General features: G+C 64.1%; 15 protein-coding genes. 12 read left to right on the forward strand and 3 right to left on the reverse strand.

Annotation, left to right across the window (positions count from 1 at the left end; genetic code table 11):
- Entirely contained in the window at nucleotides 1-534 is a 534-nt protein-coding gene (locus SZ64_RS18700; protein WP_162225054.1) for a cytochrome b, read from the reverse strand.
- Between the two features lie 147 nt (nucleotides 535-681).
- On the opposite strand from SZ64_RS18700, the gene SZ64_RS00880 reads away from it, so the two are divergent.
- The gene (locus SZ64_RS00880; protein ID WP_162225055.1) at nucleotides 682-2,025 is read left to right on the forward strand and encodes a cytochrome C; all 1,344 of its coding nucleotides are present in this window, start codon (nucleotides 682-684) and stop codon (nucleotides 2,023-2,025) included.
- A gap of 20 nt (nucleotides 2,026-2,045) precedes the next feature.
- Nucleotides 2,046-2,438, forward strand: a complete 393-nt coding sequence (locus tag SZ64_RS00885; RefSeq protein ID WP_082384689.1) for a c-type cytochrome — start codon at nucleotides 2,046-2,048, stop codon at nucleotides 2,436-2,438.
- Between the two features lie 56 nt (nucleotides 2,439-2,494).
- On the opposite strand, the gene SZ64_RS00890 is transcribed toward SZ64_RS00885, so the two are convergent.
- Nucleotides 2,495-3,094 (reverse strand): TetR/AcrR family transcriptional regulator, encoded by a 600-nt coding sequence (locus SZ64_RS00890; protein ID WP_054529104.1) that lies wholly within the window; start codon nucleotides 3,092-3,094, stop codon nucleotides 2,495-2,497.
- Between the two features lie 100 nt (nucleotides 3,095-3,194).
- Between SZ64_RS00890 and SZ64_RS00895 the strand changes: the two genes are divergently transcribed.
- The 10 genes from SZ64_RS00895 (at nucleotide 3,195) to SZ64_RS00940 (ending at nucleotide 18,118) form a co-directional block, all read left to right on the forward strand.
- Complete coding sequence (locus tag SZ64_RS00895; RefSeq protein ID WP_054529105.1) at nucleotides 3,195-4,625, forward strand: efflux transporter outer membrane subunit; 1,431 nt, start codon at nucleotides 3,195-3,197, stop codon at nucleotides 4,623-4,625.
- 13 nt (nucleotides 4,626-4,638) lie between these two features.
- A complete protein-coding gene (locus SZ64_RS00900; protein ID WP_054529106.1) occupies nucleotides 4,639-5,805 on the forward strand; it encodes an HlyD family efflux transporter periplasmic adaptor subunit in 1,167 nt (388 codons plus the stop codon).
- 8 nt (nucleotides 5,806-5,813) lie between these two features.
- Complete coding sequence (locus SZ64_RS00905; protein WP_054529107.1) at nucleotides 5,814-7,376, forward strand: DHA2 family efflux MFS transporter permease subunit; 1,563 nt, start codon at nucleotides 5,814-5,816, stop codon at nucleotides 7,374-7,376.
- Nucleotides 7,377-7,570: 194 nt separating this feature from the next.
- Nucleotides 7,571-8,215 (forward strand): sigma-70 family RNA polymerase sigma factor, encoded by a 645-nt coding sequence (locus tag SZ64_RS00910; protein ID WP_054529108.1) that lies wholly within the window; start codon nucleotides 7,571-7,573, stop codon nucleotides 8,213-8,215.
- Nucleotides 8,212-9,180, forward strand: a complete 969-nt coding sequence (locus tag SZ64_RS00915) for a FecR domain-containing protein (RefSeq protein ID WP_054529109.1) — start codon at nucleotides 8,212-8,214, stop codon at nucleotides 9,178-9,180. The genes SZ64_RS00910 and SZ64_RS00915 overlap by 4 nt, the downstream gene beginning before the upstream one ends.
- The gene (locus SZ64_RS00920; protein WP_241772948.1) at nucleotides 9,149-11,449 is read left to right on the forward strand and encodes a TonB-dependent receptor; all 2,301 of its coding nucleotides are present in this window, start codon (nucleotides 9,149-9,151) and stop codon (nucleotides 11,447-11,449) included. The genes SZ64_RS00915 and SZ64_RS00920 overlap by 32 nt, the downstream gene beginning before the upstream one ends.
- Nucleotides 11,450-11,547: 98 nt before the next feature.
- Nucleotides 11,548-12,129 carry a sigma-70 family RNA polymerase sigma factor gene (locus tag SZ64_RS00925; protein ID WP_054529111.1) on the forward strand — a complete coding sequence of 194 codons (582 nt, stop codon included), beginning with the start codon at nucleotides 11,548-11,550 and terminating at the stop codon, nucleotides 12,127-12,129.
- Nucleotides 12,130-12,250: 121 nt separating this feature from the next.
- Nucleotides 12,251-13,213, forward strand: a complete 963-nt coding sequence (locus tag SZ64_RS00930; RefSeq protein WP_054529112.1) for a FecR domain-containing protein — start codon at nucleotides 12,251-12,253, stop codon at nucleotides 13,211-13,213.
- Nucleotides 13,214-13,299: 86 nt separating this feature from the next.
- Nucleotides 13,300-16,497 (forward strand): TonB-dependent receptor, encoded by a 3,198-nt coding sequence (locus SZ64_RS00935; RefSeq protein WP_054529113.1) that lies wholly within the window; start codon nucleotides 13,300-13,302, stop codon nucleotides 16,495-16,497.
- Nucleotides 16,498-16,570: 73 nt separating this feature from the next.
- Nucleotides 16,571-18,118 (forward strand): alkaline phosphatase D family protein, encoded by a 1,548-nt coding sequence (locus SZ64_RS00940; RefSeq protein ID WP_054529114.1) that lies wholly within the window; start codon nucleotides 16,571-16,573, stop codon nucleotides 18,116-18,118.
- 30 nt (nucleotides 18,119-18,148) lie between these two features.
- Here the strand turns inward: SZ64_RS00940 and SZ64_RS00945 are convergent, their stop codons facing one another.
- On the reverse strand, nucleotides 18,149-18,931 hold the full coding sequence (locus SZ64_RS00945; protein ID WP_241772949.1) for a UTRA domain-containing protein: 783 nt from the start codon (nucleotides 18,929-18,931) through the stop codon (nucleotides 18,149-18,151).
- Between the last annotated feature and the right edge of the window lie 74 nt (nucleotides 18,932-19,005).

A 19,005-nucleotide genomic window follows, 5' to 3' on the forward strand; every position in this document is an offset into this window, starting at 1 on the left:
TCAGGGAAGAGTGGGGCGGAAGCGTAGCATGTTCGCAAGTACGCCGTCCCGCCGGACGAAATGATGGTAAAGGGCGGCTGCCGCGTGCACACAAATCAGGCCCAGCAGCACCCAGGCCAGTTGCTCGTGCCATTCGCCAAGCCGGTCCGCCAGATCGCTGTCATGCTTCACCAACGCAGGCAGTTTCACGCCGAAGAGCTTGAATTTGCGCATCTTCGCGCTGGACTGGGCCCAGCCCAGCAGGGGCATGGCCAGCATCCCGGCATAAAGGGCAATGTGGGAAATGCCCGCTGCAAAGCGCAGCAACGGGTTGGTCTCATGTAGCCGTTCGAACCGCACAGCGACACGAAACAACAGGCGCAGGGCTGCAAACGCCAGGATCGCAAGGCCGATTGCCCGGTGCATGTCGAGCCAGAACAGGCGGCTGTCCGGATCTTCCATTCCTTCATGTGTGAAGCCGATCACAAATACCACGGCGATCAGCACGGCACTGGTCCAGTGAAACGCCACTCGCAACGCATGCCCCTTCATCATTCGAACGCTCCCTGAAGTTCCGATGCTCAGACGCCGCCGCTTGCCGATCGCCTCAGTCGCCCAAAAATTTTTTCGTCGGCCGAACTGGGGAGGGAGCCGGTGGGCGGCGTCTGGGCCAACAGCGAGTGCTCTCTTGAGGGGAAATTTATGCGGTATTATCTGCTTGGCGGCGCCAGTGCCCTGCTTGGTGCGGCCTTGATGAGTCCGGGCTGGCTGGCGCCCGATCCGGCTCGGGCGCTGCCATCCTATGCCCGCCAGACGGGTGAGGACTGCGCGGCCTGCCACGTCGGCGGCTTCGGCCCGCAGCTGACGCCGCATGGGCGGGACTTCAAGATCAACGGCTTTTCAGACGGAACGACCAAGATCCCGCTTTCCGGCATGGCCGTGGCCAACTTCACTCACACCGCAAAGGCGCGGGAAGACGTGATTTCCGACCATGACGGCCGCAACGACAATGTCGCTCTGCAGGAGGCGTCCGTTTTCTTGGCTGGCCGTCTGGCCAAAGGGCTAGGCACATTCGTGCAGACGACCTATTCGGAAGTGGATCGCGCCACGGCGCTGGACCATGCCGAAGTCCGCTATGCTCACCCGGTCAAGATCGCTGGTGCTGATGCGGTGATTGGCGTGGACATCAACAATAACCCGACCCTGTCCGATCCGTTCAATTCGGTTGGGGCATGGAGCTTTCCCTATACAAGTTCGGACCTCGGCTTCGAAGGCGCGGCTGCGCCGTTGTTGCAGGGCGGGATCGAACATCAGGCCGTGGGCGCCACTGCCTTCCTTTCGATCGCAGACGGGCTTTACGCCGAAGCAGGCGGTTATCGGTCGCTGCGCCCATCGCTGCTCGGCACGTTCGGGATCGAAGCCGAAGCGGGCAGCATCAGCGGGGTCGCGCCCTATTGGCGCCTTGCCTATTCAAAGGATTTCGGCCGCTCGAATGCCTCCATCGGTGTGATCGGGATGAGCGCGCATCTCAACCCCGACCGCGACGGTGGGCCGACCGACAAATTCAGCGATGTCGGCGTAGATGCGACTTACCAGTTCCTGGGTAACCGCAAAAACATCGTCAGCGCGAATGCGTCCTACATTCATGAGAACCAGACGCTGGACCATGCCGTCTTTGCGGGCGAAACGAGCATGGCAAATCACAGTCTCGATACGATCTCCGGCGATGTCAGCTGGTATTACAAGAAGCATTTCGGCCTGACGCTGGGCGGCTTCAGCACCACCGGCACGCGCGACACGGACCTGTTCGCACCGGCTGCAGAGGAAGGCAGCCGCACCGGCAAACCCGATACGGCCGGCTATATCCTTCAGGCCGACTATTCCCCCTGGGGCGGCGAAGGGCAGTCCACTTTCGCCAACCTGCGGCTGGGCCTGCAATACAAGGGTTACACGAAGTTCAATGGCGCGAGCCATGACTATGATGGTTCGGGCCGGGCGGCGAGCGACAACAACACTGTCACGGCCTTCATATGGACCGCATTCTGAGCCAGCTGGAGATGGGTTCCATGAGAAAGACAGCAATGGCCGCGATTCTGGCAATGGTTCTGGGTGGGCTTGGCGTTTCCATGCCTGCTCGTTCGCAGCCGGCAGGCGACGCGGATGCGGGCGGCGATGTGTTCGACAGCTATTGTTCCGATTGCCATTCGGTTTCGCCAAAGGGCACGAACAAGAAGGGGCCTTCGCTTTACAAGGTGATCGGACGGAAGGCGGGCGCGATCTCCGCCTTTTCCTACTCGGCGCCGATGAAGTCTTCCGGCATTGCGTGGACGCCCGATAAAATTGCGGCCTATCTCGCCAATCCCAAGGCCGTGGTTCCGGGAGGGACCATGAAGTTCAAGGGACTGGCGAAGCCTGCCGACCGGGCGAATGTGATTGCCTATCTGGCTAATCCGGATTGAGCTTGCCCGATGCCGGCTGAACCTTGCGGGCCGGGGGTAATTCCGCCTTCGGCCCGTCAGTTCCGGCGATAGGCCTTGATAAAAGTCGAGACGGCCGCCGTCACGGCGTAGTCCGCAGTAAATGCAGCCGGGGCGCCGAACAGCAATGGTTCCATGATCCCGGCTTCCAGCAAGACCTTGAATTGGTGGGCGGCAATCTGTGGGTCAGCGATTTCCATGTCCTCCCTTGCGGACAAGGCGCGCATATAGTCCGTAATCGCGTCCAGCCCGCGCTGTGGGCCCAGGGCATAGAGATGCTCACCCAGCCTTTCGCGGGCCGGGCTTTCTGCAATGGCCGTGCGCGTAACGGACAGCGCTTCAGGCGATGCCAGAAGCGTGAGATAGGCAAGGCCAAACCGGTGGAGCACTTCCTCCACATCCGGTCGGGACGCATCCAGCAGATCGATCAGATCCTGCCCCTGATCTTCCAAGGCATCGATCATCGCTGCCGCGAACAGTTCATCCTTCGACTTGAAGTAGCCGTAGAGAGTGGCCTTCGAACCGCCGACTTTCGCGGAAATGGCGGCCATGCTGGCCCGTTCGAAGCCGACATCCCGGAAAATATCCTTCGCCGCCTTGATGATCGCGCGGCGGCGATCGTCAGTTCTTACCCGCATCGCGGCCTCTCCTTTTCTGAACCAGCATGTACAGTTTTGGCTTGACTGGCAAGTCCCCTGCTTTAATTGAACTGAACGGTTCAGTTTTATGGGCTACGTTATGATTCGACGGAATTTTTCCGCGCAGCGTCTGCGTGCTGGGGTGCTTATCGGCGCGCTGCTTCTCGCTGGCTGCGTTACGCCTCCTCACGCAGCCGATCTGCGCAGCCCGGCCTCGCCGGATAGCCTAGGGGCGACACGCAGCTTCGCGGCCCCTGTGGGGGAATGGCCATCGGACCGCTGGTGGGAAGGGCTGGGCGATCCGCAGCTTTCCGCGCTGATCGAGGAGGGTCTGGCAGGCGCCACCGATCTGCGCGTGGCGCAGGCACGGTTCGATCGTGCCGATGCAATCGTTCAACAGGCGCGCAGCCGTTTGCTACCGACAGCATCGCTCGCGGCCGAGGGCGGTGTCACCAAGCAGAGCTATAATTACCTCTTTCCCAAGGAAGTGGCGCCCCAAGGTTGGCCCGATTACGGGCAGGCAAGTCTTGGCCTCAATTGGGAGCTGGACTTCTGGGGCCGCAATCGCGCCGTGCTTGCGGCAGCACTCTCCGATGCGGAAGCAACTGGGGCGGAGGCAGCATCGGCGCGGCTGGCTGTCTCGGCGGGGATCGCTTCGGCCTATGCCGATATGGCGGGCCTTGAAGCCGAACGGGATTCCGCCGAACTGGCAGTGACCGTCCGGGCGAAGACTCTGGACCTGATGACCCGGCGCAAGGCGGAAGGGCTGGAAAACCAAGGGGCCGTCAGCCGTGCCGAGGCAAACCTTGCTGGCGCAAAGGGCGATCTTGCCGCACTCGATGAGGCGCTGGCCATCACCCGCAATCGCATTGCCGCGCTGTTGGGTGCGGGGCCTGATCGTGGCCTTGCCATCGGCCGCACTACTTCTGCCGCGCATGCGGATTTCGCCCTGCCGGACCAACTGCCCGCCGAACTGATTGGCAGGCGCCCTGACATCGTTGCGGCTCGCCTTCGGGCAGAGGCCTCCGCAAGCCGCATCAAGGCTGCACGTGCCGCCTTCTATCCCAACGTCAATCTGGCCGGCCTGATCGGTTTCCAAGCGCTGGGCATTGGAGATGTTTTCAAATCCGGCTCCGAATTCGGCACTGCCGGGCCTGCCATCAGCCTGCCTATCTTCGACGGAGGGCGGCTGAAGGGCCAGTATCGCGCAGCAGAGGCGGATTATTCCGCCGCAGTCGCGCAATATGACGGCGCCCTGGTGCAGGCCCTGCGCGAAGTCGCCGATGCCGCCACGAGCCAGCGTGCGCTGGAGGAAAGGCTCAGACTCGCGGCACAGGCTGAACAGGCTGCGGAAGCAGCGTGGACGGTGGCGAACAACCGCTATCGCGGCGGCCTTGCGACCTATCTCGATGTGCTGGCAGCCGAAGATGCGCTGATCGCGGCCCGGCGCAGTGTCGCCGTGCTTCAGACCCGTGCCTTCGCTCTCGATATCGCTTTGATCCGCGCGCTCGGCGGCGGTTACCGTTCCTGATTGGGGAAAGTAGATGACCAAGATCACCCATGTCGTCGAGCATGACGTCTACACTACAACCGAGGAAGAAAGCCCTGCCGAGGAGGTAGCGCGCAAGGGCAAGCGCAAGCGCCTGTTCCTCGCGTTGGGGGCCAGCGTCGTGGTGCTGGGCGGACTTTACTTTGCCTACGATGCCATCTTCGCCTCCCGTTATGTCTCGACCGATAATGCCTATGTCGGTGCAGACGTGGCGCAGGTTACCCCACTGGTCGCCGGGCCTGTCGTGGAAGTGACAGTGCAGGATACGCAGGCGGTCAAGCGTGGCGATGTGCTGGTGCGGCTTGACGATACCGATGCGCGGCTTGCCCTTGCAGAGGCGGAAGCAGCCTTGCAGGCAGCGGAACGCCGGGTGCGCGGCATTGTCGCCACCGACAGCGGGCTTGCCTCGCAAGTCGCCGCGCGAGGTGCGGAACGGGCGCAGGCCGCCGCGCGGCTTGCTTCGCGCAAGGCAGACTTGGACAAGGCCCGCATTGATCTTGAACGGCGCGAGGCGCTCGCTGCCTCCGGCTCGGTCTCCGGTGAGGAACTGACCAGCGCCCGCAATGCATTCAACATCGCCTCGGCCAATCTTCGCTCTGCAGAAGCGGAGCAGGCATTGGCGGCAGCGAACCAGTCGGCAGCGGCCAGCCAGCAGCGCGCCAATTCCGCGCTGATCGAGCATTCGACCGTCGACACCAACCCCGAAGTAGCTGCAGCCCGCGCCCGGCGTGACCGGGCCAAGGTCGATCTGGAGCGGACGGTAATCCGCGCGGCAGTGGACGGCGTTGTCACGCGCCGTCAGGTCCAGGTGGGGCAACGTGCTCAGCCCGGCACGGTACTGATGATGATTGTCCCGACTCAGCAGGCCTATGTCGATGCGAACTTCAAGGAAGTGCAATTGGCAAAGGTCCGGCCCGGACAGCCGGTGACGCTACATTCCGACCTATATGGCAGCGATGTGGAATATCACGGCAAGGTCGTGGGCTTCTCGGGCGGTACTGGTGCTGCCTTCGCCGTTGTGCCGGCCCAGAACGCCACGGGCAACTGGATCAAGGTGGTTCAGCGTCTGCCGGTGCGGGTCGCGCTCGATCCCAAGGAGCTTGCGCAGCATCCGCTCCGCGTAGGCCTTTCCATGAACGTCACAGTCGACGTTTCCGAATAGGTCCGGCCATGGCCAGCACGGCAATCTCTCCATCGGGGGCGGGGCAGACTCCCGCCGGCCCGGTGCCCCTTTCCGGCTTGCGCCTGCTGATTGCTGCGCTGGCCATCGGCTTCGGCAATTTCCTCGTCGTCCTCGATACGACGATCGCCAATGTCTCTGTGCCGAACATCGCCGGTTCGCTGGGCGTTTCGGCCAGTCAGGGGACATGGGTCATCACCTCTTACGCGGTGGCGGAGGCAATCACGGTTCCGCTGACAGGCTGGCTGACCAAGCGGTTCGGCGCGCAGCGCGTGTTCATTACCTGCTATTTTGCTTTCGGCGCCATTTCGCTGCTTTGCGGCCTTGCCCAGTCACTGGGCATGCTGCTGGCTGGGCGGGTGTTGCTGGGGCTTGTCGGCGGACCGCTGATGCCGCTTTCCCAGATGCTGCTGCTGCGCATCTTCCCCCCGCAGAAGGCCACTATCGCGGCGGTTATCTGGGCGATGACGACCCTGATCGCGCCGGTCGCCGGTCCGATCCTTGGCGGCATCATCAGCGATTCGATCGGCTGGCCCTGGATCTTCCACATGAAGGTGCCCATCGCGCTGATTGGCGGCTTTATCGCTTGGACGATGCTGCGCGGCCAACCTGATCCAAGGGAACGAGCGCGGATCGACGTGGTTGGCCTGGTGCTGCTGATCGTGTGGGTCGGCGCGCTGCAGATCATGCTGGACGAAGGTCGCAACCATGACTGGTTCGCTTCGGGCGAGATCGTTGTTCTGGGCATTGTCGCAGTGGTTGGCTTCATCGCCTTCCTGATCTGGGAACTGACAGAGCCGAACCCCATCGTCGATCTGCGGATTTTCCGCCATCGCGGCTTCACAGCCTCAGCGATTACCTACAGCGCAGGCTTTGCCGCCTTCTTCGCATCGCTGGTGCTGATCCCGCTCTGGTTGCAGACCAACATGGGCTACACCGCCACCTGGGCTGGGCTGGCTACTGGCATGATGGGCCTTCTGGCTATCGCGAGTGCGCCAGTGGTGGGCAAGGCAGTGGAGAAGATCGACGCCCGGCTGATCATCTGTACCGGCCTGATCGGGCTGGGCGCTATTCACCTGTGGCGCATGAGCTTCACGCCGGATGTGACGTTCTGGCAGATGGCCTGGCCGACACTGGCATCGGGCCTGTTCATGGTGATGTTCTTCATCCCCGTCACCGGCCTTGCCATGGCGAGCGTCGATCCGGAGGAGGCGGCCAATGCGGCGGGCGTGTCCAACTTCATGCGCACTCTGGCGGGGGCCTTTGCTGCCGCTCTCGCCCAGACCGGATGGAGCAATGCCGCGCGCACCAGCCAGACGGAAATGGCGGGAGCCATGACACATGCGCAGGACGTAGTGGACGGGATGGTGGCAGGCGGGGCATCGCCCGATGCTGCGGTAGCCAATCTTTCCTTCCTGGTGGAAGGGCAGAGCCTGATGGTGGCAACGTTGCATATTTTTGCGATCATTGCGCTAGTGTTCTTTGTATCGGCGACTCTGATCTGGCTCGCGCCCCGGCCGAAAGGGCCGATCGACACGGCTTCCGGGCACTGACCGGGCCCTTTTCCGCCACGCGGCGATTTTTCTTCCGGTGCGACTGGGGAGGGTGCCCATCGGTGTCGTCCCGGCTGTGACGGGAAAGGGGGCGCAGCCCTTGCCGTCGCATGGAAATTTGCCGCGGAGCGTATTTGGGTGCAGGAAGTGTCGGTAACGCGCCCGGCCGGCGGTTTGCCGGCAAGGGCGGCGGGATGAAGCCACACGGGCCGGGGCAGATTATGGTTCCCGAGGACAATGCGGCACAGGCAGCCGGCCTTGCGCAGGTTCTGGTGCAGCATAGCGGCGAGTTGCTGCGCTTTCTGGCCGCGCGCTGCGGCGATGCGGCCGAAGCGGAAGATTTCCTGCAGGAATTGTGGATCAAGGCATCGCGCCAGTCCGCTGGGCCTATCGGCGACGGGCGGGCATATCTGTTCCGCATGGCAAACAACATCGTGCTGGACGCGCTTAAGATGCGCCGCCGGGCAATGGTTCGCGACCGTAGATGGATCGTGGAGGAGGCAGGCGCGGAAGGCCCGCCGGAAGACCGGCCCGATCCCGCCCCCAATGCCGAGGAAGATGCATCCAGCCGGCAGGAGGCCGAACTGGTGCGCAAGGCAGTGGCCGGCCTGCCCCCCGGCGCGCGCGAGGCTCTGCGTCTCTATCGTTTCGAGGGCAAATCCCAGGGAGAAATCGCGCAGATATTGGGCATCAGCCGCAGCGGGGTGGAAAAGCATCTGGCGCTGGCCATGAAACATCTTCGCAATGCGCTGGCCGACTGTGGATTGTATGGCGCGGCGGCGTCTGAACAAGCGGGGACGCCCGGCGGATCGGTTCCGCCTGCGGGGCAACTGACATGAGCGATACGGAACAGGCGATTATCGAACAGGCGGCGGCATGGCATCTTGCCAGCCTTGGCCATGCGGCCGACGGGGCCATGGATTGGGACGCTTTCACCCTGTGGCTGGAGGCAGACCCACGCCATCGCCGGGCCTTTGACGAGGTGGCACTGGCCGATGCCTTGCTGGGCGATCATCCGGGCGCATTGACCGCGCAGGAAAGTGCGAATGACGACTGGGCGGGAGAGAATGCCCAACCCGAACCGCCAAGGCGGAGCTTCGCCCTGCGCTGGACCGGGGCGGCCATGGCGGCATCGCTGGTGGTCGCGCTGGCGGTGTGGCAGTTCGGCATGGGCAGCGTGCAGACCTATGCCACCGATATGCAGGCGCGGCAGATCGCTTTGGCGGACGGATCGCAAATCGAGCTGGCACCGCATAGTAGCCTGCGGATCGAAGGGCGCGATCAGCAACGCATCGCACTGGAGGGCGGGGCATGGTTCGACATTCGCCACGATCCATCGCGGCAACTGGCGATCACGGCCGGTCAGCTCGAAATCAGCGACATCGGTACGCAGTTCGATGTGCAGTCTGCTGCCGGGCAGGTCCGGGTGCAGGTGGCACAGGGCAGGGTGCGCGTATCCTCCGACGCATTGGGCAAGCCGCTTAACCTCACCGCGGGCCACGGGGTTACGTTCGATCCTGCCGGGGGCACCGCGGAAGTCATGGCGGTTCCTGCCGGGAAGGCTGGCGAGTGGCGCGAAGGCAGGCTGTCGTTCGATGCGGCGCCCATGCCGCTGGTCGCGGCCGATCTCAGCCGCTATGCGGGGGTGAAAGTGTCGGTGGCCAAATCCTTGCGCGGCCGACGATTTACGGGAACCTTGGTCATCCGTGATGGTGAAGCGGCGCTGCGCGATCTTTCCCAGCTCATGGACCTTGAGCTTGGCCGCAGCGGCGATGGCTATCGCCTGCAGCCCCGCACACGCTGAGGGTGAGCGCCGCCGCATAGATCTGCCCGCTTCCACACTGAGCCACGCCATTGCCCTGCTGTCGCGCGAGGCGGGCATTTCCATCGGCACGGACGGCACCTTGCCGCATATCCGCACAGGCCCCGTGCATGGCAGCATGGAGCCGGGTGCCGCGCTCAAGGCGCTGCTGATGGGCACGGGATACCACGCGCGGCAGGTTGGGCCCACGGCGTGGCGAATCGAGCGCGATGCCCCCGCGTCCGCTCTCGCCCCCCGCCAGTCCGGCCCAAAGGCAAAGCCGCCGGCGGACGGAACCGGCACCCCGATCCTTGTAACGGCGACAAAGCGCGCTGCCCGCCTCATGGATCTGCCTATGGCCGCATCGGTAGTGGAACTGGGCGACCGGGCCGAACTGCGCCCCGGCGCGGCGGTGCAGACGGCGGATGTGGCAGCTGAAGTAGACGGCATGACGCTGACCGCATCGGGCCATGGCCGCAACCGGTTGTTCCTGCGCGGGATTGCCGACAGTGCCTTCAATGGCGAGAGCCAGTCCACCGTTGCCGTCATCCTTGACGAGGCGCGGCTGACCTATGCCGCGCCGGACCCTGACATCGTGCTGGTGGATATGGAGCGGGCTGAAGTGCTGAAGGGGCCACAGGGCGCCCTGCACGGCACCGGTGCGCTGGGCGGCATCTATCATCTCGTCACCCGCAAGGCGGATACGGACACCGCATCCTTCTCACTTTCGGGCGGGGCGGAAGCGATGTCGGGCGGGGATCTGGGCTATGACGCTGCGGCAGTGGTCAACCTGCCCGTCAGCCCCGGCGTGGCGGGGGCAAGGCTGGTGGCCTATGCACGCAGGGATGCCGGCTGGATCGATACAGGCGCCCGGGAAGACAGCAATTCGAGCCAGCTTCTGGGGGCAAGGCTAGCGCTCGGCGTGGAGGCTGGCGGCGGCTGGCGGCTGAACCTGACCGGCTTTGGCCAGTGGCGGGAATCGCGTGACAGCCAATATGTCTATCAGCCCGGCGCCCGTACCCGCCCGGATCAACTGGCAGAGCCGCATGACAACGATCTGCGCCATGTCGCGCTGAACATCGCGCGCGATGGGGAAGGGGCAAGGATCGTCCTCAGCAGCGCAATGACCTGGCACGATGTGAACGATGTCTACGATGCCACACAGGGCGCCGAAGGCTTCGGCCTGGCCGATCCGCTCAGGCTGAATCTCGAACGCACTTATCGTGTGTGGGACAATGAAGTGCATGCCAGTGGCGATATGGGCGGGATCGCCTGGTTGGCAGGCATTTCCGTCATCGAGGCGCGCCAATACGATCTGACGCTCCTCACCTCTGCGACTGGCCAGCTTTCGCTCGATGACGATCGTCGGATCACTACGGACCTGTCGGCATTCGGCGACCTGTCCGTGCCGCTCGGCTCGGGCCTTTCGCTGGATGCCGGGGCGCGGCTGTTCCGCAGCAGCCTGTCCGAAACTCGGACGCTGCCTTCCGGCGTGCTGAAGAGCGATCTGGGCCGAACCGGAGTGACGCCCGCCTTTGCGCTGTCATGGCGGCCGGACGGGGCGCATCTGGCCTATCTGCGATACGGCTCCGCAATCAGGCAGGGCGGGCTGGACATAGATGGCATCGGCGAACAGGCCCGGTTGAAGGGTGATGAACTGGCGACTGTCGAAGCGGGCTGGCGCCAGCAGATCGGCGCAAAGGGCACCCTGGATCTGGGGGCCTATTTTACCCATTGGCAGGACGTCCAGTCAGACATGTTGCAGCCTGACGGGCTGATCGAAACAGCCAATGCCGGCAATGCGGAAATCATCGGTTTCGAAGGATCGCTGGCCTTGCCGCTGGCGGGCGGCTGGCAGGTTTCGGCAGGGGCATCCTATCAGGACGCCCGGCTGGTGCGGAACGATCTGGGGATCGACGTGGAAGACCGACGCCTTCCCATGGCGCCGGAATATACGTTGCGCGGGTCGCTGGGATATTCCTTTGCCATCGGTAACGCGGAAGCTTCGCTGCGGGCAAGGCTGCGTTATGTCGGGCCGGCAAGGCTCAGCTTCGATCCGGCAGTGGACCGGCCCATCGGCGATTATCTGGAAAGCAGCCTGCAGGCACGGCTCGATCTGGGGCAGGTCGGCTTTGCGCTGGACGTGGACAATCCCTTCGGTTCGGGCGCGGACCTGTTCGCCTTCGGCAATCCGCTGCGTTTTGGGAGCCTGCGCCAATATACACCGCAGACACCTGCAAGCGTGACCCTGTCCGCGCATTGCAGGTTTTGATCGGGGCAGGCCGCTTCGCGCCGATGCGATGTACCTGTCACCGGGCGGCAACATTCCCACCTTAGCGGCCGGCGGAACTCCTCCAATCGTCAGGCCCGATGTCCGCTCTGCGCCCCATAGATCGCTGGTTCATCGATGAGGTTCTGCCTCATGAACCCGCCTTTCTCGATGCCGCGCGCAGGCTGGAACGCGATCCCGAAGCGGCAGCCGATCTGGTGCAGGAGGCATTCGTGCGCCTGTTCGCCATGGACGGCTGGGCATCCATCGGCAATCCGCGCCATTATGTGCTGCGCATGTTGCGGAACATCTCCATCGAGCGGCTGCGCCGGGCGCGGATCGTTGAATTCCAGCGCATTACCGAAATCGACGATTTCGACATAGAGGATGAAACGCCGGACCAGTTCCGCACCCTTTCCGGCAAGGAAATGGTGGCACGGGTCAACGCGGCCCTGTGGTCCATGCCGGAACGCTGCCGGACGGTGTTCATCCGCCGCCGGTTCGACGAGCAGCCGCCGCGCGAAATCGCCAGTGAACTGGGCATCAGCCTGTCCACCATGGAAAAACGGCTCGCCCGGGCTGTCGTGCTGCTGGGCAGGGCACTCAATCCCGAAAGGGCGCGCGGCGAGCCGGAGCAGTCGGTTGAAGATGTGCTCCGGCGGGACGATGCCCGGCACGGTTGAAACGCGGCCGAGGCCGGACCGAATTTTTTTCATTCGTAATTGGCGGTAAGCCGCTTCCCGTTCGTCTCTTCATATAAGGGCTCGCGGGGAGCCCGCCCTGAAAGGGAGCGGAAACATAGAGTTGCCACGCCGATCCGGGCCAGATCGCCTTGCCGAAGAAGCTGCCGAATGGGTGGCGCGGCACGATTTGGGCACGGCCTATCCTGCCGCATTCGAGGAATGGCGCGGCCGCAGCCCGGCTCATGCGCTGGCCTTCGCACGCGCCTATGCGGCGTGGGAAAAGGTCAGCCCCGGCATCGGGCTGGATGCGGAACAGGCGGGCACCTTGGCCGGCGCGTCTTTCTCCCGCCGCGCGATGATGCGTGCGGCAGGCGCCGCGGGCCTGATTGCGCTGGGCGGCGGTGGGCTGGCGGTTTCGCGCGCCTATGCGTGGGAGCGGATCGAAACCGGCATCGGGGAATCGCGCAAGCTGCGCCTGCCCGACGGCAGCCTGCTGGCGCTCAATACCGACAGTTCGGTCGCCTGGCGGGTCAAAGGGGGCAAGCGTGTCCTCCGGCTGGAAAAGGGCGAGATGGCGCTGGAGGTTTCGCCTAACGGCCCACCGCTGCTGCTGATGGGCGACGATGTGGCGATCAGCCTGACCAGCGGATTGTTCAATGCGCGGCTGAAGCCCGGCGGGATCGACGTCATGGTGCTGCGTGGGCAGGCGCGCAGCGCGGAAGGGGCGCAGGCCGGCGCCAAGGGCACGCATGCACCCGGTGCGGCCGGGGCCTATCGCATGCTCAGCGTCACAGCCGCCGGGCCGCGTATCAGCCCGGCCTCGGAACTGCAGGTCGCGGCGACGCTGGCGTGGCAGAATGGGGAGATCCTGTTCCAGGACGAACCGCTATCGGCCGCGGTGGACGAATATAACCGGTATCTCGACGGCAAGATCATGCTCGACGATCCGGCGCTGGGCGCGATCCGAGTGGGTGGGCGTTTCACGTCCACCGATCCCACCGTGTTCTTCGAGGCGCTGGATACCTCGCTAGACATCCAGGCGATGCCGCAGGATGGCGGTTATCTGCTCAGGCAGAAAAAATAGTCACCCTGCATGGCGGCATCTGCCCTGCCACTCGTCTGCCCTGATGAGAACGAAATTCATCGTGCTTCGGGGCAACGGAGATTCCAATGGCAAATAAGTCCTTCGTATCGGCGCTGAAATATGCGTGCTTTATTCCTGTCGCAATTGCGCCATATGCGGCCGAGGCGAAGGAAGAGAAGGCTATCTATTTCGATATTCCGGCGCAGGCGCTGCCGGATGCTCTGAACCTCTATGCCCGCCAGGCAGGCGTTCAGATATTCTTCCCCAGCGAGAAGATCAGCGCGATCCGTTCGACTCCCATCAAGGGCGAGATGAAGGCCAGCCAAGCCCTGCGCACCCTGATCGCGGGCAGCGGGCTGGAAGTGGCCAGGGGCAGCTCGGGCACGGTGATGCTGCGCGCCGCACGCGGCCCGGCGGCTCCGCCTGCTTCCGCCTCTGCCCCCGCCAAAGTGAGCGAAGCCCCCGCCGCGGAGGCGGCGCCGATCGTGGTGACCGGATCGCGCATCGCCCGCGTGGCTGAAGAAAGCTCCACCCCGGTCTCGTCCGTCGGGCGGGAGGAGATCGAAAGCACCGGGGCACTGGCGCTGGAGGATTTCCTCACCCGCCAGCCGCAATTCGCCGGCGGGCGTACCAGCCGCTCGAACAATCCGGGCACCGGCAAGGCAGAGATCGACCTGCGCAGTCTGGGCACCGGGCGCAATCTGGTGCTGGTGAACGGCCGGCGCTACGTCTTTTCCGGCTCTTACCAGACGACCGACATCAATACGATCCCCGCCGCGCTGGTGGAACGGGTCGATGTGGTGACCGGCGGCTCTTCCGCCGTCTACGGCTCCGATGCCATTGCCGGCGTCACCAACTTCATCCTGCGCACGGATTTCGACGGTGTCGAAGGCAAGGTGCAATATGGCGGCGACACTGCTGGCGATTCCACCAGTTACAGTGTTGACCTGACGGCCGGCACCAATTTCGCGGGCGGTCGCGGCAATATCGTGCTGAGCGGCAATTACTACAATCGCGGGGCGGTGACGCAGGCCGACCGGGCCTATTCCAGCATTCCCTTGGCCGACGGCATCGTGGACGGTGCGCCGGGGCTGATCAGCCGCGCGGCCACTTCCACGCCGAACGGCAGCTTCCCGATGCTGACCGCCGCGCAGCTGGCGAAGCTGCAATCGGGCACGCCTGCCTATGCCAACCTTGCCGCGGCGCTGGACGCGGCCGGGCTTTCGGGCCTCACCTCGCTGGGCTTCACGTTCGACGGCGCGGGTTCAGATGCCCGAATGTTCCGCGATCCGGAGGACCGCTACAACTTTGCCGGGTACAATTACCTGCAGATTCCAGAGGAACGCAAAGGCCTGTCGGGCTTTGGCCATTTCGACGTCAGCGACAATGTCACCCTCTATGGCGAAGGTTCCTGGTATCGCACGCAGGTGACGATGCAGCTGGCGCCCACCACACACGGTGTCGCGGCCTATCTGTTCGATGTGGACAATCCCTATGTCTCGCCGGAAATGCAGGAAGTGTTCCACCAGCTGGACCTGCTTGAAACCGGCGCGAATGCCAATAACGGCCAGGTGAGCATCCGCTTTGCCCGCCGGTTCGAGGAAATCGGCCCACGTAATGTCTACATCAACACCGATACGTTGCGCATCGGCGGTGGCCTGAAAGGCACGCTGCCGGATGCCGGCGACAGCTTCCTGCGCAACAACCGCTTCGACGTTTTCTATTTCTATGGCGAGGCGAAGGGATCGTCAGATCTCACCGGGATGGTCTCCCGTTCGGCCTATACGGCTGGCCTGCTCAGCGTGGACGGTGCGGCGCCGCTGGTGAACCCGTTCGGCTATGGCATGTCGGATGCCGCGGTAGAGGCGTTGACCATCAACACCCACAATGAATCCTTCAGCAGCTTGCACACCGCAATGGGCACGCTGTCTTCGGATGTCGTGCCGCTGCCGGCCGGGCCGCTGAGTGTTGCGTTGGGTGCGGAATGGCGCAAGGCCTACGATGAATCCAACCCGGATCCGGCGCAGCAGAGCGGCGATGCCATCGGGCAGGATCCGTTCTATCCCACGTCAGGCGGAATCGAGGTGTTCGAACTGTTCGGCGAAACGCGCCTGCCGTTGTTGTCGGAAGATTCCGCGGTCGGCCGCCTCACGGCCAATGGCGCCCTGCGCTATTCCCACTACAATCTGACCGGTGCGGGCAATGTCTGGACCTGGCTTGGCGGGCTGGAATGGTCGCCTGTGCCGGGGCTGGAACTGCGCGGCCAATGGCAGCACGCCGTGCGTGCGCCCAATATCGGCGAATTGTTCAGTGGCCAGTATTCCGACAGCCCTTCCGCGCAGGATACCTGCGCACTGGCTTCGGCGGCAGCCGATCCGGTTGTGCGCGATCTGTGCATCGCCACGGGCGTTCCGGCCAGCATGGTGGGGCAGGCCGCGCTGCAGCCTACATCGCGGCTGGACGTGCTTTATGGCTCCAACCCCGATCTGAAGCCGGAAAGCTCCAACACGCTGAGCTTCGGGGCCACGTTGCGGCCGGAAGCGCTGCCGGAATTCTTCCTCAAGGTCGATTACTTCAATATCGAAGTGAAGGACGCAATCGCGCCGCTCGGCTCCTCGGTCGCGGGTATTTTCGACCTGTGTTACAATGTGTTGCAGGATGCAGAGAGCGCGCCGTGCCTGGCGATCCGCCGCGATCCGGAAGATGGCAGCATCGGCTCGCCCTACAGCGTGGAAGCTTTCAATACCAACATCGGCAAGATCGCTACTTCCGGCATCGATTTCCAGTTGGGCTGGGCGCACGATCTGGCGGGTGGTGAAGTGAGCCTCGATCTGCGCGGGACATGGCTGCACAGCTATGACGTCACGCCGATGCAGGATCTGCCGGACGAAGTGAACCAATGTGCCGGCACCTTCGGCGCCCTGTGTGGCTATGAAGTGCGGCCCAAGTTCAAGACTGTAACACGGCTCGGCTGGAGCTCCGGCGCTTTCAACGCCGCGTTGCAGCATCGCTACATCGGCCCGGTGACGGATGACCGCATTGCGGTCGGCGGAGGCGCAGAGGCCAACTATGCCGTGCCCGTGCTCCATTCGCGCAGCTATTTTGACCTTTCGGCCAGCTATGAAATCGCAGACGGCAAGCTGACGCTCTATGGCGGGGTGAACAATCTGTTCGATACCCAGCCGCAGATGCTCGGCACCTCGCAACAGCAGGCCAACAGCTATCCCTCGACCTATGATGCGCTGGGCGCGGAATATTTTGTAGGGGCGAAGGTTCGCTTCTAGGCAGATTGCCGGCAAACCCCACCGGCGCCCTCAGGGCCGGTGGGGCCATGCCCGGGCAGGAAGGAATGGTGCCATGCGTCTCGATCGCCGCAGCCTGATCCGGGGCGCCGGCCATCTGGCAATCCTTGGCGGCCTTGCGCCCATCCGGGCGCTTGCGGCCATGCCGGGGGCCTATCCCTTCACGCTGGGCGTGGCGGCGGGCGATCCCTGGCCGGACGGCTTCGTGATCTGGACCCGGCTTGCGCCCGATCCCTTGGCCGAACATGGCGGTATGCCGATGGCGCCGGTAGTTGTGCGTTGGGAAGTGGCGGCTGACTATGGCTTCACCCACGTCGTGCGCAGCGGCGAGGCGCTGGCCCGGCCGGAACTGGGCCATAGCGTGCATGTGGAAGTGGACGGCCTGCTGCCGCGCCGGCCCTATTGGTACCGCTTCATGGCAGGTGGCAACGACGTCAGCACGCTGGGTATGGCGCGCACGGCCCCTGCGGCGGACGAGATGCCGGAAAGCCTGCGGATCGGGGTCGCCGGGTGCCAGAAATGGGAGCATGGCTATTTCGATGCCTGGGGCCATATGGCTGCCGAGCCGGACCTCGATCTGGTCTTCCATTATGGCGATTACATCTATGAAGGGGCGTCAACCCCGCTCGGCCCCTATATTCCGCGCCAGCACTTGGGGGATGAGCCTTACAGCCTCGACGATTATCGGCGCCGCTATGCCCAGTACAAGGCCGATCCCCATTTGCAGGCGGCACATGCGGCCTGTGCCTTTGCCGTTTCGTTCGACGATCACGAAGTGGACAATAACTGGGCAGGCGATTTCGACCGGGACGGGACGCCGCCCGAAATCTTCGCCCTGCGGCGGCTGGCCGCGATGCAGGCTTGGTACGAACATATGCCCCTGCGCCGCGCGCAAATGCCCGGTCCGGGCGGAGTGCGGGCCTTTCGCCGGCTGAATTACGGGCGGCTGCTGAGCATGCATGTGCTCGATACGCGCAGCTTCCGGTCCGATCAGCCCTGCGAGGATGGCAAGGCGCTGCCGTGCCCGTTCGAGGCGCATAATTCGCCCGATATGCTGGGCGCTGTGCAGGAAGGCTGGCTGGATGCGGGTATGGCCAACAATGCACAATGGAACCTGCTGGCGCAGCAGATACTGACCATGCCCTATGACCGGAGGCAATCCGCCACGGCGCAGCCCGATTTCGCCTTCGATACCTGGGACGGCTATCGTCCGGCGCGCAGGCGGCTGGTGGAAAGTATCGCGCGGCAGGGGCTGGGCAGGACGGTAATCGCCTCGGGCGATTTTCATCGCCACTTCGCGGGTGCGGTCCCGCTGGATGACGAGCGGCCGGATGGCGAAATGGCGGCTGTGGAATTCCTCGCCACGTCCATCAGTTCCAATGGCGACGGGATGGAAATTCCCGGCGCCGATTTCCAGATGGCCAACAATCCGCATATCAGCCTGATGACCGACCGGCGTGGGTATCAACTGTTCCGGATCACACCGGAAAGCTGGCAGACCGATATCAGGGTGATGGACCGGGTGACCACGCCCGGAGGGAGCATTTCCACGCTTGCCAGCTTCACTGCCAGCCGTGGTCGTGTGGCGATTGATCCCGCCTGACATTTGCCCGGCGAGTGCTGCCCGACAGGATCAGGTGACGTCCAGATCCACGTGGATGCGGATGGCGTCGTGGCGCCAGTATTCCTGATCGTATTCGACCACGCGCCCGGTCTTGTCGAAACTGGTGCGCACCACCAGCAGGCCAGGCGTCCCGGCCTTGACACCCAGCCCGTCTGCCGCCGATTTGACCAGCGCGCAGGGCCGCATGGTCACGCGGTTGCGGGCCACGGACAGGCCGTAATTCTTGCTGAGGATCTGGGTGAGCGAACCGTCCAGCGAATGCTCGAACAGGCCCGGCGCCAGCTTGGGGTCCACCGTGATCCGTTCCACCAGCACCGGCCGCCCGTCGATCAAGCGGCGGCGTGAGACAACGAACAGGCGCGTGCCGGGCGCCACGCGGAAGATGTCCGCTACGGCGGGCGGGGCGGGCAGTTCTTCCGTCGACAGGGTCTCGGTCGCCGGGGTGCGCCCCTGTTCGGACACATAGGTCATGAAACCGGCCCAGCGGGTCGGATCGTAGGTCACCGGCGGCGGGGAAACGTACCAGCCGCTGCGGTCGCGGCGGTAGATCAGCCCTTCGGCCTCCAATTGAAACAGCGCTTCGCGGATTGTGCCGCGCGCTGCGCCGCTATCGGTTTGCAGACGCCTTTCCGAAGGCAGGCGGGCGCCGGGCGGCAATTTGCCCAGTTCGATCCCTTCCGCGATCTGGTCGCGCAGTGCCAGATATTGGGGCATCGGCTGGTCGCCGCTTCTTGAGGCCTTTCCCCGGCCTTCGCCCGGCATGCTGGCGGTCTGTTCGGGCGTGGTCGGCATGATCGGGCAGGTTCTCGCGGGAAATGTGCAGTTCGGGGTTCTGCCCCGCCAGCACTATAGAAGCGAGCGGGGAC

It is taken from the genome of Erythrobacter sp. SG61-1L, assembly GCF_001305965.1.
GTDB lineage: Bacteria > Pseudomonadota > Alphaproteobacteria > Sphingomonadales > Sphingomonadaceae > Andeanibacterium.